Origin of the sequence: Flavobacterium oreochromis (genome assembly GCF_019565455.1) — a bacterium.
Taxonomy (GTDB): Bacteria; Bacteroidota; Bacteroidia; order Flavobacteriales; family Flavobacteriaceae; genus Flavobacterium; species Flavobacterium oreochromis.
The window spans coordinates 2,934,404-2,951,678 of the sequence record NZ_CP067377.1 but is presented as its reverse complement, the minus strand read 5'-3'; the positions used below and the strand labels follow the sequence as shown (position 1 = coordinate 2,951,678).

At 31.2% G+C, this 17,275-nt stretch carries 8 protein-coding genes and 4 pseudogenes; 7 read left to right on the top strand and 5 right to left on the bottom strand.

The features are described from left to right. Window positions 1-224: 224 nt before the first annotated feature. Window positions 225-3,054, top strand: a pseudogene (uvrA, locus tag JJC03_RS14040) (excinuclease ABC subunit UvrA). Window positions 3,055-3,120: 66 nt separating this feature from the next. Further along, window positions 3,121-3,846: an LOG family protein gene (locus JJC03_RS14035; RefSeq protein ID WP_374226235.1), complete on the top strand. Its 726-nt coding sequence runs from the start codon at window positions 3,121-3,123 to the stop codon at window positions 3,844-3,846. A gap of 175 nt (window positions 3,847-4,021) precedes the next feature. Here the strand turns inward: JJC03_RS14035 and JJC03_RS14030 are convergent, their stop codons facing one another. The 5 genes and pseudogenes from JJC03_RS14030 to JJC03_RS14010 form a co-directional block, all read right to left on the bottom strand. After that, entirely contained in the window at window positions 4,022-4,336 is a 315-nt protein-coding gene (locus JJC03_RS14030) for a rhodanese-like domain-containing protein (RefSeq protein WP_088400148.1), read from the bottom strand. Window positions 4,337-4,481: 145 nt separating this feature from the next. Further along, window positions 4,482-5,869: pseudogene (lpdA, locus tag JJC03_RS14025) on the bottom strand (dihydrolipoyl dehydrogenase). Between the two features lie 207 nt (window positions 5,870-6,076). After that, window positions 6,077-8,788, bottom strand: coding sequence for an endonuclease (locus JJC03_RS14020; RefSeq protein ID WP_235873511.1), 2,712 nt, complete (start codon window positions 8,786-8,788; stop codon window positions 6,077-6,079). Window positions 8,789-8,990: 202 nt separating this feature from the next. Then, window positions 8,991-10,058, bottom strand: coding sequence for an endonuclease (locus JJC03_RS14015; protein ID WP_088400142.1), 1,068 nt, complete (start codon window positions 10,056-10,058; stop codon window positions 8,991-8,993). A gap of 18 nt (window positions 10,059-10,076) precedes the next feature. Further along, window positions 10,077-11,291: an RsmB/NOP family class I SAM-dependent RNA methyltransferase gene (locus JJC03_RS14010; protein ID WP_088400140.1), complete on the bottom strand. Its 1,215-nt coding sequence runs from the start codon at window positions 11,289-11,291 to the stop codon at window positions 10,077-10,079. A 370-nt stretch (window positions 11,292-11,661) separates the two neighbouring features. On the opposite strand from JJC03_RS14010, the gene JJC03_RS18935 reads away from it, so the two are divergent. The 5 genes and pseudogenes from JJC03_RS18935 (at window position 11,662) to kdsA (ending at window position 17,271) form a co-directional block, all read left to right on the top strand. Continuing rightward, window positions 11,662-12,072, top strand: coding sequence for a TetR/AcrR family transcriptional regulator (locus tag JJC03_RS18935; RefSeq protein ID WP_309597671.1), 411 nt, complete (start codon window positions 11,662-11,664; stop codon window positions 12,070-12,072). Window positions 12,073-12,328: 256 nt separating this feature from the next. After that, window positions 12,329-13,648 carry a TolC family protein gene (locus JJC03_RS14000; RefSeq protein ID WP_235873510.1) on the top strand — a complete coding sequence of 440 codons (1,320 nt, stop codon included), beginning with the start codon at window positions 12,329-12,331 and terminating at the stop codon, window positions 13,646-13,648. A gap of 9 nt (window positions 13,649-13,657) precedes the next feature. Then, a pseudogene (locus tag JJC03_RS13995) lies at window positions 13,658-14,742 on the top strand (HlyD family secretion protein). A gap of 8 nt (window positions 14,743-14,750) precedes the next feature. Then, window positions 14,751-16,334 (top strand): DHA2 family efflux MFS transporter permease subunit, encoded by a 1,584-nt coding sequence (locus tag JJC03_RS13990; RefSeq protein ID WP_088400132.1) that lies wholly within the window; start codon window positions 14,751-14,753, stop codon window positions 16,332-16,334. 119 nt (window positions 16,335-16,453) lie between these two features. After that, window positions 16,454-17,271 (top strand): annotated as a pseudogene (gene kdsA, locus JJC03_RS13985) (3-deoxy-8-phosphooctulonate synthase). Window positions 17,272-17,275 lie beyond the last annotated feature (4 nt).

The window sequence follows — 17,275 nt, the reverse complement described above, 5'->3', positions numbered from 1 at the left end:
CCCTTGAATAATTTACAATTTGTAAAAATGTAGTAAATTTGTGGAGTGAAGGCTTAAAGTTACGACCCTGTCGAGGTCACAAAGCTCAAACTAAGTTTGGGCTTTTTTATTTCAAACCTATTATCTAGCAACTTAATAGATAACGAATCTTTAACAAATTTTAAAAATACATTACAACATGTATTTAACCCAAAAGAATTACCTTTGTGTTTTGCTTAAAATTTATGCAACATACAGAGGAAACAATTGAAATCATAGGCGCTCGAGCGCATAATCTAAAAAATATAGATGTTACCATACCACGCGAAAAATTAGTTGTTATCACTGGTTTATCAGGTTCAGGAAAATCATCACTAGCATTTGACACAATTTACGCTGAAGGACAACGTCGTTATGTTGAAACCTTTTCTGCTTATGCTCGTCAATTTTTAGGAGGATTAGAACGACCTGATGTAGACAAAATAGATGGTCTTTCTCCTGTAATTGCAATCGAACAAAAAACAACAAGCAAAAGCCCACGTTCTACAGTAGGAACCATTACTGAAATATACGATTTCTTACGTTTGCTATTTGCTCGTGCTGGCGACGCTTACAGTTATAATACTGGAGAAAAAATGGTTTCTTACTCTGATGAGCAAATTAAAGATTTGATTTTCGAAAATTTTAATGAAAAAAGAATTAATATTCTAGCTCCCATTATTCGCGCTCGTAAAGGTCATTATGCAGAATTATTCCAACAAATAGCAAAACAAGGCTTCTTAAAAGTACGTGTTAACGGAAAGGTTCAAGATATTGTGGCAGGAATGAAACTAGATCGTTACAAAACCCATGATATTGAAATTGTTATTGATAGATTAGCCATTAACACTTCTTCTGATAGCGAAAAACGATTAATGGAAAGTATAAAAACCGCTATGCATCATGGAGAAAATGTCTTGATTATTTTAGACCAAGATTCAGGAGAAATTAGATATTTTAGTCGAAACTTAATGTGTCCTTCAACTGGAATATCCTATCAAAATCCAGAACCTAATTTATTTTCTTTCAATTCCCCAAAAGGTGCTTGCGAAAAATGCAACGGATTAGGAACTGTAAATGAAATTAATCTAAAAAAAATCATTCCAGACCCAAAACTTTCAATTAAAAGTGGAGGAATTATAGCAATAGGCGAATATAAATCATCTTGGATTTTTAAACAATTAGAGACCATTGGTGAAAAATTTGGTTTTAAATTAACTGATCCTATTGAAAAAATTCCTTCTGAAGCAATGGATATGATTTTAAATGGCGGAAATGAGAAATTTGCTATTACATCAAAAACAGCAGGAGTAACTAAAGAATATAAAATTGAATTTGAAGGAATTGCTAATTTTATTAAAAATCAACATGACGAAACAGAATCTACTTCTATAAAACGCTGGGCTAAAGATTTTATGGACGAAGTAAACTGCCCAGAATGTCATGGTTCTCGCTTAAAAAAAGAAGCTCTCTATTTTAAAATAAATAATAGGAATATTCAAGACCTATCTAGTACTGACATATCTGATTTAAGCGAATGGTTTAACAACTTAGAAAAAGATTTAACAGACAAACAAAAAGTAATTGCTTCTGAAATTATTAAAGAAATAAAGACTCGCTTACAATTTTTAGTAGACGTTGGCTTAAATTATCTTTCCCTTGACAGAAGCTCAAAATCACTTTCAGGAGGTGAGGCACAACGCATACGTTTAGCCACACAAATAGGATCTCAGTTAGTTGGCGTATTATATATTCTAGACGAGCCAAGCATTGGCCTACATCAAAGAGACAATGAAAAACTAATCCGTTCATTAGAACAATTACGAGATATAGGCAACTCTGTTTTAGTTGTAGAACACGACAAAGACATGATTGAAAGAGCGGATCACGTGATTGACATAGGTCCTAAAGCAGGACGATACGGAGGACAAATCATAAGCCAAGGAACACCACAAAATTTACTAAAAGAAAACACTATTACCGCACAATTCATGAGCGGTAAAATGAAAATAGAAATTCCCTCAAGACGACGAGAAGGAAATGGAAAAAAATAAAACTTACAGGGGCAACTGGAAATAATTTAAAAAATGTTTCTGTGGAATTCCCTTTAGGTAAATTAATTTGTGTAACAGGAGTTTCAGGATCTGGAAAATCAACTTTAATCAACGAAACCCTTTACCCTATTCTGAATCAACATTTTTTTAATGCAGTAAAAAAACCTCAACCATATAAAAAAATTGAAGGCTTAGAACATATAGATAAAGTTATTGACATAGATCAAAGCCCTATAGGTCGTACTCCTAGATCAAATCCTGCTACTTACACTGATGTATTTTCAGAAATTCGATCCTTATTTACACAAACACCAGAAGCACAAATCAGAGGATATAAACCTGGACGTTTTAGTTTTAATGTAACAGGTGGACGTTGCGAAACTTGTGAGGGAAGTGGAGTTCGTACTATTGAAATGAGTTTTTTACCTGATGTATATGTAGAGTGCGAAACCTGCCAAGGAAAACGTTTTAATAGAGAAACTTTAGAAATTCGTTATAAAGGAAAATCTATTTCAGATGTACTAGATATGACTGTAGATGAAGGTGTAGATTTTTTTGAAAATATCCCTAAAATCTATAGAAAAATAAAAACCATTCAAGATGTTGGGTTAGGATATATCACTTTAGGCCAACAAAGTACTACCCTTTCTGGAGGCGAAGCACAACGAATTAAATTAGCTACAGAGCTTTCTAAAAAGATACAGGTAATACTTTTTATATAATGGATGAACCTACAACAGGGTTACATTTTGAAGATATCCGTGTATTAATGGATGTAATTCATAAATTAGTAGAGAAAGGGAATACTGTTTTAATAATAGAACACAATCTAGATGTAATAAAACTAGCAGATTATATTATAGATGTAGGATATGAAGGAGGAAAAGGAGGCGGTGAGATCATAGCAAAAGGAACCCCTGAAGAAATAATTAAAAATAAAAAAAGTTATACTGCCCAATTTTTGAAAAAAGAATTATCTTAGTCCGCCGATTTTTCTAAAAAATTATAATAATAACTGAGTCTTTTACTTAAGACTCGCAATAATAAGATGATGAAAGAAGTATTTTCAAATGAAGACGAAAGAATCCAAGACAAACTAAAACAAAAAACTTGGAATGAGATACGCTCAAATGACTCTTGGGCTATTTTTAAAATTATGTCCGAATTCGTAAATGGTTACGAAGCAATGGCTCGTATAGGTCCTTGCGTATCTATTTTTGGGTCAGCAAGAACAAAACCAGATGACAAATATTATGAATTAGCAGAAAGAATTGCTTATAAAATTACTAAAGCTGGATATGGAGTTATTACAGGTGGAGGTCCTGGTATTATGGAAGCTGGTAACAAAGGTGCTCATCGTGGAGAAGGAATATCAGTAGGATTAAACATCGAACTTCCTTTTGAGCAACACTATAATCCATATATAGACAAAGACAAAAATTTAAATTTTGATTATTTCTTTGTTCGTAAAGTAATGTTTGTAAAATATTCTCAAGGTTTTGTTGTAATGCCTGGTGGTTTTGGAACATTAGATGAGCTTTTTGAGGCAATCACATTAATTCAGACTAAAAAAATAGGTCGTTTCCCTATCATCCTTGTTGGTACAGAATTCTGGAGCGGATTACTTGATTGGATTAAAAATGTAATGATTGACAAACAAAAAAATGCGAATCCTGAAGACATGAATTTAATCAAAATTGTAGATACTGAAGATGAGGTGGTAGAAGCTTTAGACAATTTCTATAAGAAATATAATTTATCTCCTAATTTTTAATCTAAGATCAATATTTAAAAAGTCCAATTTTGAAAATCAAAACTTGGGCTTTTTTATAAATAACAAACCTATTTTTTTCATACTCTTAGGACAAATTGTTTTTTACTATAATCAACAGATACAAAAAAAGCTACCCTACTAAGAATAGCTTTATAAGAATATTATAAAAAATATATTATTTCAACTGATCTACTGGTCCATCCCATTCTGAAAAGCCTCCAATCAGATTATAGGTTACATTAAACCCCATCTGATTCATTATACCACATGCTTGAGCACTACGTCCTCCTGCTTTACAATAAACGTAATAATTTTTAGATTTATCCAGTTCTTCTACTTGATAAATAAATCCTTGACCTTTGTAAATATCAATATTAATAGCATTAGGAATAACTCCTTCCATACATTCATCTGCTGTACGCACATCTAATACTACTGCATTATTGTCTTGTTGCAATTTAGCCCACCAATCTTCTTGTGTTAAATTCATATAATATTTCTTTTTATCAAATTTAAAAAAGATCTGTAAATTTTCAATTAAAAAGACTAAAACTTTCTTTATCTATGCTTTTGTTTAAATAAAAAAGTCGCTGTTTTTAAATTAGCGACTTTTTATATTTTTTATTTGATGAAATCTATAAATGGATAACTTCTCCGTAAGCATCTGCAACTGCTTCCATTACAGCTTCACTCATAGTAGGATGTGGGTGTACTGCTTTTAAGATTTCATGACCTGTCGTTTCTAATTTGCGAGCTACAACTGCCTCTGCTATCATATCTGTTACTCCAGCTCCAATCATATGACAACCTAACCACTCACCATATTTAGCATCAAAAATCACTTTTACAAAACCATCTTTTGTACCTGATGCTGATGCTTTACCTGATGCTGAAAACGGGAATTTACCTACTTTAATTTCATACCCTTTTTCTTTAGCTGCCTTTTCTGTTAAACCAACTGAAGCTATCTCAGGCGTTGCATATGTACAACCTGGTATATTTCCATAATCTAAAGGTTCAACATGTAAACCTGCAATTTTTTCAACACAAATAATTCCTTCAGCAGAAGCAACGTGAGCTAAGGCTTGACCTGGTGTTATATCACCTATTGCATAATAACCTGGAATATTTGTTTGATAATAAGCATTTACTAATACTTTATCACGATCTGTAGCAATTCCAACATCTTCTAATCCTATTCCTTCTATATTTGTTTTAATTCCTACTGCAGAAAGTACAATATCAGCTTCTAAAATTTCTTCTCCTTTAGCAGTTTTAACAGTTGCTTTTACTCCTTCACCTGTTGTATCTACTTTTTCTACTGAAGCATTAGTCATAATATTAATTCCTGCTTTCTTTAAAGAACGTTCAAATTGTTTTGAAACATCCTCATCTTCAACTGGAACAATATTTGGCATAAATTCTACAATGGTAACCTCTGTTCCCATAGTGTTATAAAAATATGCGAACTCAACTCCAATAGCTCCTGAACCTACCACAATCATTTTCTTAGGTTGTTCTGATAATGTCATTGCTTGACGATATCCTATTACCTTTTTACCATCTTGCGGTAAGTTAGGTAACTCACGTGAACGAGCTCCTGTAGCAATAATAATATGATCAGCTATATATTCAGACACCTTACCTTCTTTATCTGTAACATCAACTTTTTTTCCAGGTTTAACCTTTCCAAAACCATCAATTACATCTATTTTATTTTTTTCATTAAGAACTGAACTCCTTTACTCATTCCTTCAGCTACACCTCTAGAACGGGTAACAACAGCACCAAAATCTTTATCTACATTATCCGCTTTTAAACCATAGTCAGAAGCGTGTTTTAGGTAATCAAAAACTTGAGCAGACTTTAACAAGGCTTTTGTTGGGATACATCCCCAGTTTAAACAAATACCTCCCAAGTTTTCTTTTTCAATAATAGCTACTTTAAAGCCTAATTGAGATGCACGAATAGCAGTAACGTAACCACCTGGTCCACTACCTAAAACTATAATATCGTATTTCATTTTATTTTGATTTTTCAAGTTTTTCAGAGCACGAAAATAAATATAATTTATGGTATAATAAAAAAATACATCAATTATGTTTAATGATTAAAAATACATTCATTAATACAATAGAATTTTAAAGAAATATTCCATTAAATTTATATAAGCAAAAAAATGCCCCCAAAATTTCACTTTTAGGAGCATTTTATACTTTGTAAGTATGAATTATTCTACAACTATTTGTTTAACTATAGAATCTTCATTTTGATTAATTTTTACTAAATAAATTCCTTTAGACAAATCATTAACAGAAACTATTCCCGAAGTAATTTCATTAATTTCACGTACTTTTTGACCTAAAGTAGTATATATTTCAATAGTATATTTTTGTGATAAATCTTCAAAAGTGATTTCAAAGTTTCCTTTTGTTGGATTTGGAAATAAATTAATTATTTTTTTATCGTGGCTTGATTTTACTACTCTATTTCCTAAACCAGAACAAGTATCTAAACTATATAAATCCCAATCATTTAACTTATTAAAAGTAACACTAGGAACAACCGCTGTAGATTTTCTTCTTATAGTTTCATCTACAGAAAAATCTGCTGTACCCCCATTAAATGTTCCAATAATATCCACTAATATACCATTTTTAAACAATCCAATAGCATCATTACCATTATATGCCATTTCACCTGCAGCAGTTGCTACATTTGCAGTTGCTGTAGAATAACATGATGATGCAATAGAACTATTAACAATTACATACTTACCATTACTAACTAAAATTCCTGACAAGGTTAAACCTGTACTCCAAGAACCAGCTCCATTCGTTTGTTTTTTTATAACATAAGCAGATAAATTAACAGAAGTCCCTGTTCTATTAGTAATTTCTAGAGCTTTATTATTTGAAGATCCTTCTAAATATTCTGAAAAATATAAATCAGTTACGGCACTTGTACTTCCAGCTGTAGTGATGGTTAAAACATTACTTGAATCTGATATATTTCCAGAAGCATCTTTTGCTTTTACGGTAAATGAATAAGTCGTTGAAGCAGTTAAACCTGTTATAGAAACTGTTGTACCTACTACAGAAGTCTTTAATATTGATCCTTGATATACATCATATCCTGCGACACCTAGATTATCTGTTGATCCTATCCATGATAAAGAACAACTTGTACTAGTTAAATTTGATGAAGTTAAACTAGTAGGTGCGGTAGGTGCGGCAGTATCTACAATAGGATCTGTAATAGAGACTGTATAATCTTCTACTTGTCCATAATCTAAAGTTTCACAAGATGTTGGCACTGCATTATAACGCATAGATACACGCATTTTTGTTGTACCTAGTGTAGCTGTTGCAGGCACTACAAATGTAGCTGTAACGGTTGTTGCAGAAGAAGGACTAATATTTGCCACTTGCTCTCCTGGATCCGTAAATACTCCATTTTTATTATAATCAATCCAAGCTGCATATCCTTCTGCATAAACCGTTGAAGACCATATTGGTTTAACTGATAAAGTATAAGTACTATTTTTAGAAACTAAAGCGGTTAACGTACTAAAATCTTCATAACCATTAGTTCCTATTGAATTATTATTAAGATTTGCTAATGTTACATTTCCAATTTTTTCATCCGTTGTGTTATTACTAGTAGAAACACAATAAATTGTTCCTAAAGGAGCCGGAGTAGTAACATTAACTATAGGACTTGATGAAGAGCTATTTCCTACCGCATCTCTTGCTTTTACTGCAAATGAATAAGTAGAAGATGCTGATAAACCAGTAATTGTAACAGAAGTTCCCGTAACAGAAGTTTTTAATGTAGAACCTTGGTATACATCATATGCTGTAACCCCCACATTATCAGTAGAAACTGCCCATGATAAAGTACAACCTGTAGTAGTAATATTTGAAGCACTTAAAGTATTAGGAGCTGAAGGAGCTGTTGTATCAGTTACGGTAGCTGTTGTAATACTCAAGGCTGAACTTGTAGCTGATAAATTACCTGCTGCATCTTTTGCTTTTACGGTAAATGAATAAGTGGTAGAAGCTATTAAACCAGTAATTGTAGCAGTAGTTCCTGTCACTGAAATTTTTAAAACTCCATCTTGATACACATTATAACTAGTAACTCCAACATTATCAGTAGAGGCTGTCCATGATAATGTAAAACCTGTTGATGTAATTCCTGTAGAAATTAAATTAGAAGGTAATGTAGGAGCTGTTGTATCTGCAACAGAACCTCCCCAGATAATATTTACATAATTAGGATTATCAATAAAAGGGTTTCTATTTCCTTGACGAGCATAAATGGCGTTATTTCTAGCAATTTCTCTAGAGCTAACAGGATCCTGTGCATGCCATTGTAATAACATATCTAAAAAAGGTTTTGTAAAAACCTGATTAGAGGTTCCGTTAAACATCTCATAAGTTGTATACCCTGCTACTGTATTTTCATAACGAGTAGCAAAATAAAAATACATACGAGCAATGTCTCCTTTAAATTCATTAATTGGTTCAAAAACGGTGCCTGTATATCCTGAAACAGCACTTGAACCTAATTTACCTCCATTTTTTGAAGTCCAACTAGCTACTGCTACCATTCCATGTGGATAATTAGATCGCATACCATTTACTTTACCATCAGTAGGTGGTATAAAATGAGCATCTGATACCATAGGTGCTACACTATTAAAAACGGATTGAGGAATCATATGTTCACGATTGTAACATCCTCCTTCTGTCGAATAAGTGCCGCATTGATTTGTTCCATACTGATATACATAGGGATCTACACCTAAAGGATTTTCAGAATAAACATCAATAATAGAATTATCATTTTCGTATTCCTTATCTCTATCAGAAGTTTGATAAGTAGTCCAAAGTCCTGAATAACCATTATCTGTATGACCTTTAATAATGTTATACAATTGAGTCTTTAAGCTATAACCAGAACCTGTAGCGGAACTGTAATAACCTGTGGGTGCTTGTGCATGACCTGCTAGGACACAAAAAGCGCTAATAAGGTAATTTTTGATTTCATTGGTTGTTTTTAAATTGTTTTTGGTATATAATAAATTAATTTATCCTAAAAATATAGATATAAAAAAAGTGGCATATAGCCACTTTTCATTATTGTACAATTATTTTCTTTATCACAGATTGAGCTCCTGTAGTTATTTTTGCTAAATAAAAACCTTTTTCAAGATTTTTTAATTCATATACTTCCCCTACTCTAGTTGGCTGTTCAATTTTTTGAACTAACTGTCCATTTACTGCATACAACTCAATTACATCTAGTTCAAGATTTGAATTAATTTTGATTAATTCTCCATTTGAAGGATTAGGAGACAATGCGATTGCAACTTGTACATCAAAGCTCACAGAAGCTAATTGATTTTCCCAAATCTTTGATACATATTCAGGATGATCTATATAAGGGTTTCTATTATTTTGCGCTTTATAAATAGCATTATTTCTTTCTATTTCAAATGCACTCACTGGGTCATTCTTGTGCCAACTAATAAGCATATCTAAAAAATTCTGCTTAATACCTGGAAACGTATTTCTATCAAAAACATCGAATGAAAAACTCGAAATTTTATCTTCATAACGAGTAACAAAGTAAAAATAAATTCGAGCTATATCACCTTTAAACTCATTAATAGGTTCAAAAACGGTACCTACATAACCTGGAATAGCACTAGATCCTAATTTACCTCCATTCTTTGTGACAGTTGAAGCAACAGATACATTTCCGTGAGGATGATTATCACGTAATCCATTGACTTTACCATCTGTTGGAGTGATATGATGTGCATCAGAAACCATTGGTGGCAATGAATTAAAAAAAGATTGTGGGATCATATGTTCACGATTATAACAAACACCTTCTCCTTTATAATTTCCGCATCTTTGTGCAGAACCTGAACTATAATTATAAGGATCTACTCCTGTCGGATTTTCTGAGTACATATCCATAATAGTACCATCATTCTCATAAAATCTATCAATATCCGATGTTTGATAAATAGTATACAGACCCGCATAACCATTGTCTGTATGATTTTTAATTATATTAAATAATTGAGTTTTTAGAGTTGCCTCTGTTCCTGTAGCAGAATCATAATAGCCTGCTGGAATTTGTGCTAAACCATAAAAAGAACTTATCAATATAATAAACCAGTAATTTTTTTTCATAGCTAGGAGATTAAAAAATTAAGATTTTCGTTCTAATAATGCCATATAAAACCCATCAAAACCTGTTTGATGTGCTAATATTTTATAATCTTCTACAAACGTAAAGTTTTTTCCATTTTCTGTTGCCAAAAATTTTTCAATTTGTTCTTGATTTTCAGATGGTAAAACAGAACAAGTTGCATAAACAAGTTTTCCTCCTGGTTTTACAATTTTTGAATAATTTTCTAAAACTTCTGCTTGTACTTTACGAATATTGTCAATAAACTCGGGCTGTAATTTCCATTTACTATCTGGATTACGTTTTAAAACACCTAAACCACTACAAGGGGCATCAATTAAAACACGATCAGCTGTACCGTGAAGTTTCTTGATTACTTTTGAACTCTCTATAACGCGAGTTTCAATATTATGAACACCATTACGACGTGCTCGTAATTTTAGTTGGTTTAATTTACTCTCATACAGGTCTAATGCAATTAACTGCCCTTTATTTTGCATAATTGATGCTAAATGAAGTGTTTTACCGCCAGCTCCTGCGCAAGTATCTACCACACGCATACCAGGTTTTACATCTAACAATGGGGCTACTAGTTGAGAGGAAGCATCTTGCACTTCAAATAAGCCTTCTTTAAAGGCTTGTGTTAAAAACACATTAGCACGCTCTTTTAAAATTAACGCATCAGACTGATCTTTTAAAAATTCCGTTTCTATATTTAAATCCATCAAAAGAGCACGTAACTTTTCTTTCGTTGTTTTTAAAGTATTTACTCTTAAAATAACTTTTGCTTGTTCATTTTGAGCTTTAATTTCTTTACTCCAAACATCTTCTCCTAATTCTTTAACACAAAGAGCATCCATCCAATCAGGAATAGACTCTTTTATAACACGTCTTTTAGATAATTCGTCAAAACGTCCTTTTATTTTACGTGCGGGCGTATCTTGTAACTGGGTCCAATCAGGTATAGGATAACCTCTTAATACTGCCCATGCAGCAAACATGCGCCATAAATTTTCACGATTATAAGGTTCTCTTACATCTGCAATCTCAGCATATAATCGTTTCCAACGTACAATTTCATAGATAGTTTCCGCCACAAACTTTCTATCAGCACTCCCCCAACGTTTATCTTTTTTAAGGGCTCTAGCTACTACTTTATCAGCATATTCTCCTTCATTAAAAATGGCATTTAAAGAGTCTATAGTGGTGTAAACAAGGTTTCTATGTAATCGCATATCATTATTTTTGAGGGCGCAAATATATAACAAAGTTATAAGCTTCTAAATACTCTATGTCATTTTATTTTTAAAAATTATAAAGAAATCATCTATTCATTGAAGACGGTACAAAATAAAAGATAAAAAGTCATTGCTTTATTTAAAATATATCTATCTCAATAAGCAATCGTGAAAATTATAAATCTCAATTAAACCTAAAAAGATCACATTCTTTTAATTAAAAATTAGAGTAAACTTAAATAATTTATCTTTTTAATCCCTTCTTATTCTAGATATAAAGAGATAAATTAAAGAAATGATTCTAAAAAATTAAGCATAATTTCTAAAAAAGAGTTTGTTAAAAAAAAGTTAAAAAAATTTTAAACATTTGATTAAAATAAACAATCATTTAGTTTTGCTCAAAATTCAATACAATATGGGAACACATCCATTCAATGATAAACAAATTGCCATACTAGAGGTAGTTGAAAAACTCTTTGCAGAGAAAGGCTTTGATGGAACATCTGTAAGAGATATTGCTAAAGCCGCAAATATTAATGTAGCAATGATTTCTTATTATTTTGGCTCTAAAGAAAAACTCTTAGAAGGAATCGTTTTATACCGATCAGCAGACTTAAATATTCAAATGGAAAATATTCGAAATAGTGAAATAAGTCCATTTGAAAAACTAGATAGTTTAGTTGAATTTTATGTTAGACTTATACATAATAACAAATCTATCTATCAAATTATAAATGTAGAATTCAGTAACCAAAAAGAAAAATTGATTTTGAATTAATAAATCAAGCGAAAGAAGGTAACTATATTGAATTAAATAGAGTAATAAGAGAAGGTCAAGAACAAGGGTTATTTAAAGAAGATGTAAATACTTATTTAGTAGCCCCTACTATATTAGGTACCTATTTCCATTTTTATAATAGTCGTTCTTTTTATGAGAAACTAATAGGTATAAAAGATGAAAATCAATGGGAAAGCTATATAAAAAATGAACTTACTCAACATATAAAACAAGTTATTAAATCATTAGTTAAAAAATGAACGCAAATAAATTTCTCCCATTATTAATGCTAGTAAATTATAGTTGGTATGCTCAAGAAAGGACTAACTTAAATTTAAAAGATGCCTTAATCCTTTTAGAAAAAAATAATAATGAAATTTTATTAGCTCAAACGAAAGCTGATACAAAAAAGTTAGAATGGCAACAAGCGAAAGATCATCAATATCCTGATATTAAAATAAGTGGTCAATACTTTTATATTAATGAACCAACAATTGACCTAAAATTAAGATTACCTTTTCATCCTTCAGGAAGTGCTACTAGTGTTAATCAGTTTATGATTGGACAAGCAAATGCTAGTTTGCCTATTTTTGCTGGTGGTAAGATACGTAATAGTATTCAAGCTACAGAAAATTTATATTTAGCAGAAAAAGCCAAGTCCTCTAATATAAAAGAAGATGTTTCATTAAAAGTAATTGAGTATTATGCTCAATTATACAGATCACTAAAATCTGTAGAATTAATAAGTGATAATATTAAAGGTGCCGAGCAACGTGTAAAGGATTTTACCAACATGGAACGAAATGGAATTATTGCTCGAAATGATCTATTAAAAGCACAATTACAGTTAGCTAAAATAAAATTAAGCTTACAAGAAGCTAACAAAAATGTAAACATCACAAATTACGCATTAACTACATTATTAAATTTACCAGAAGGACATCATATAGGTATTGATGAACATCAGTTTGATGGACAATCTCCTATTTCTAAAACCATAGTTGAACAAGATGCTTTGGAAAACAGAAAAGATTTAGAAATTTTAAGTTATTTACAAAAAGCGAATGAAAATAATGTAAAGGTGGCACAAAGTGGTTATTATCCTAAAATAGGTTTATCTGCTGGTTATATAGCTATGAGTTTACAAAATGTAATAGATGTCACAAATGCTATAAATGTAGGTGGTGGAATTTCATATGACTTAAGCTCGCTCTATAAAACATCAAAAGAAGTAAAAACAGCTAAAAATAAAGCAGAAGAAATAAAACTTACTCAGTCCTTATTAAAAGAAGGAATTAAAATTCAAACACAACAAAGTATAGAGAACTTTAACCTTGCTCAAAATCAAAACAAAGTATATCAACAAGCGATAGAACAAGCAACAGAAAATTATAGAATCGTAAAAGATAAGCATGACAATGGCTTAGCTACCGCAACAGAACTTATTGATGCAGATGTTGAGCAATTAAATGCTAAAATAAACTACGCTAATTCTAGAGCTAATGTTCTCTTAAAATATTATGAGATGCTAGCTACATCAGGGCAATTAACTACATCTTTCAATTTAACAAAATAATTTCGTCTTATGGAAACTGAAAAAAAAGCAATCAATAAAAAATTCGCAATCATATTAGGAGCACTAGTAATTGGTGGTGGAAGCTATGGTATTAGCAAATATTTACACGCTCAAACACATGAAGAAACAGACGATGCACAAGTAGAAAAGAAAATGACTCCTATTATCCCTAGAGTTACTGGCTATGTTTCAAAAGTATATGTTAAAGACAATGATATTGTAAAAAAGGAGATACTCTATTTGTTATTGATAATCGAGATTATTTAGTAAAAGTAGAAGAGGCTAAAGCCGCATTAATTGGAGCAGAAAGCACTTTTGAAGTAGCTAAAGCAGATGTAGGAAGTGCCAATGCTAGCGTTGCTGCATCTGATGCTAATGTTGCATCTGCATTAGGAACAATTGAAACAGCTAAAATTCGTTTAGAGCGTGCAACTAGCGATTATGAACGATATAACAATTTATATAAGAACCGTTCTATTACAAAACAACAATACGAGCAAGCATTAGCTACTAAATTAGAAGCTGAAAACCAAGTTAGAATCCTAACAAATCAACAAAAAGCGAGTAGCTATCAAAAAAATGTAGTAGCATCTAAGGCAATTGTTTCTAATAAACAAACACAAGTAGCATCTGCAAATATTAGTAGAGCTAAAGCTTTATTAAATGCTGCTGAATTAAACCTAGAATACACTGTAATAAGAGCTACTATTGATGGACAAGTTTCTAAAGTAAATATTCAACCAGGGCAATTAGTCAATCAAGGACAATCTTTATTTTATATAGTTAATACTGCTGAAACATGGGTAGTAGCTAATTTCAAAGAAACACAATTAGGAAAAATGAAAATTGGACAAGAAGTAATGATTAAAATCGATGCTTTTGGTGATCTTGAATTAAAAGGAAAGATAACTTCTTTTTCCCCTGCTACAGGTTCTCAATTTTCTATTCTTCCTCCAGATAATGCAACAGGAAATTTTGTAAAAACAGTTCAAAGAGTTCCTGTAAAAATTGAATTCACGAATGATAATGAAAAAGAAAAAATTGAATTACTACGTTCAGGAATGAATGCACATGTAGATGTACACTTAAAATAATTCAAAAAATGACGCAAGATACTACAAATGATCTAGTAGAATATGGCTTTAGAAGAGTTATGGTAACTATAGTTGCTATACTCTGTTCACTACTAGAAATAGTAGATACAACCATTGTAAATGTAGCTCTTAACGAAATGAAAGGTAGTTTAGGAGCTACTTTAAGTGATGTCTCATGGGTAATTACTGCTTATGCTATAGCTAACGTAATTATCATTCCTATGACCAATTGGCTCTCTCAACAATTTGGAAGAAAAAATTATTTTACCGCTTCAATCATTATTTTTACTATCACATCTTTTTTATGTGGTAATTCAACAAATATTTGGGAGCTTGTTTTTTTTAGATTTATCCAAGGCTTAGGTGGAGGGGCTTTATTAGTAACTGCTCAAACTATTATAACGGAAAGTTATCCTATCAAAAAAAGAGGTATGGCTCAGGCTATTTACGGATTAGGAGTTATTTTAGGACCTACTTTTGGACCTCCATTAGGAGGATATATAGTAGACCATTTTTCTTGGCCTTTTATTTTTTATATTAATATTCCTCTTGGAATTATTGCTACAGTATTAGCCATAATGTATGTAAAGAGTCCTAAATTTAGTGCAAAATTAAAAGCAAATCAAGTAGACTGGCTGGGAATTATCTATTTGTCCTTATTTGTGGGATCACTTCAGTATGTTTTAGAACACGGACAACAAGACGATTGGTTTAATAGTAATACTATTATTAATTTATGTATTATTTCTTTATTTGGCTTCATATTTTTTATTCATAGAGAATTAACTTACGAATTTCCAATTGTCAATCTAAAAGTATTAAAATATAATTCACTACAAATAGGAATTTTATTTTCTACCATTCTAGGATTTGGAGTATATACTACCATTTTCGTAATACCGGTATATACGCAATCTATTTTAAGATGGAATGCTACTCAATCTGGTTTGTTATTAATTCCTAGTTCATTAATGACGGCATTTGCAATGCCTTTTGTTGGTAAATTATTACAAAAAGAAGTTTCTATTAAATATTTATTAATAATTGGATTCTCTTGTTTTTCTATTTTTGCTTTTTGGCTATATAATATATTAACGCCAAGTACAGGCGAAGAACACTTTTGGTGGCCATTAATTTTAAGAGGTTTAGGTTTAGGTCTACTCTTTGTACCTGTAACGAGCTATTCTTTAAGCGAATTAACAGGAAAAGATATAGGAGATGGAGCTGCATTTACAGGTATGTTAAGACAGTTAGGTGGCTCTTTTGGTATAGCTATTGTTACTACTTTTATTTCTAGATGGGGACAAAAACATCGAGCTAATTTAGTAACACATCTAGACAAGACAAGTTTTCAAACTCAAAATCAAATAGCAATGTTACAAAAGAGTTTCATTGCAAAAGGTTATTCCTATAACGATGCCCTTAATAAAGCATATCAAGTTCTTGAATTAAAAGTTATAAAACAATCTAGCATATTAGCTTTTATGGATATTTTTATGTATTTAGGTATCCTTTTTGTAATTTGTATTCCTATCGTAATAGCCATAAAAACGCAAAAATCTAATATTAGTGCAGCAGACGCTATGCACTAGGAAATTATAAATTGATAAAAAATATAAAACGATAAATTTTCAATATAAATCAAACAGATTTTTTATTGAAGTATAATATCCTCATATATATAAATTATATTTGCAAAAATTAATCTAAAATGAACTTAGAAAATATTCCAAATATTAAACATTTAGAGAGCAACAATTTTTTTGTTCTTTCTGGGCCTTGTGCTATAGAAGGTGAAGAAATGGCTATGAAAATAGCTGAACGCTTAGTAAAGATTACAGATGAGCTTAAAATTCCTTATGTATTTAAAGGTTCATTTAAAAAAGCTAACCGTTCACGTGTAGATAGCTTCACAGGGATTGGAGATGAAAAAGCACTAAAAATTTTAGAAAAAGTAAGTAAAGAATTTAATGTTCCAACAATTACTGATATTCATACTAATGAAGACGCAGCAATGGCTGCAGAATTTGTAGATATTTTACAAATTCCAGCTTTTTTAGTTCGCCAAACAGATTTAGTAGTAGCCGCTGCACAAACACAAAAAACAGTTAATTTAAAAAAGGACAATTTATGAGTCCTGAAAGCATGAAACATGCTGTTCAAAAAGTGTTAGATTCTAATAATGAAAATGTAATGATTACTGATAGAGGAACTATGTTTGGATATCAGGATATGATTGTTGATTTTAGAGGCATACCTACTATGCGTCAAATGGCAACTACTGTATTAGATATTACTCATTCATTACAACAACCTAATCAATTAATGGGTGTTACAGGAGGTAGACCTGATATGATTGAAACCATTGCTAAAGCAGGAATAGCAGTTGGTGTTGATGGTATATTTATTGAAACACATTTCGACCCCGCTAATGCAAAAAGTGATGGAGCAAATATGTTACATCTTGATTATTTTGAAAATCTGATGAAAAAATTAGTAGCAATTAGACAAACAATTAATCAATTCTAGATTT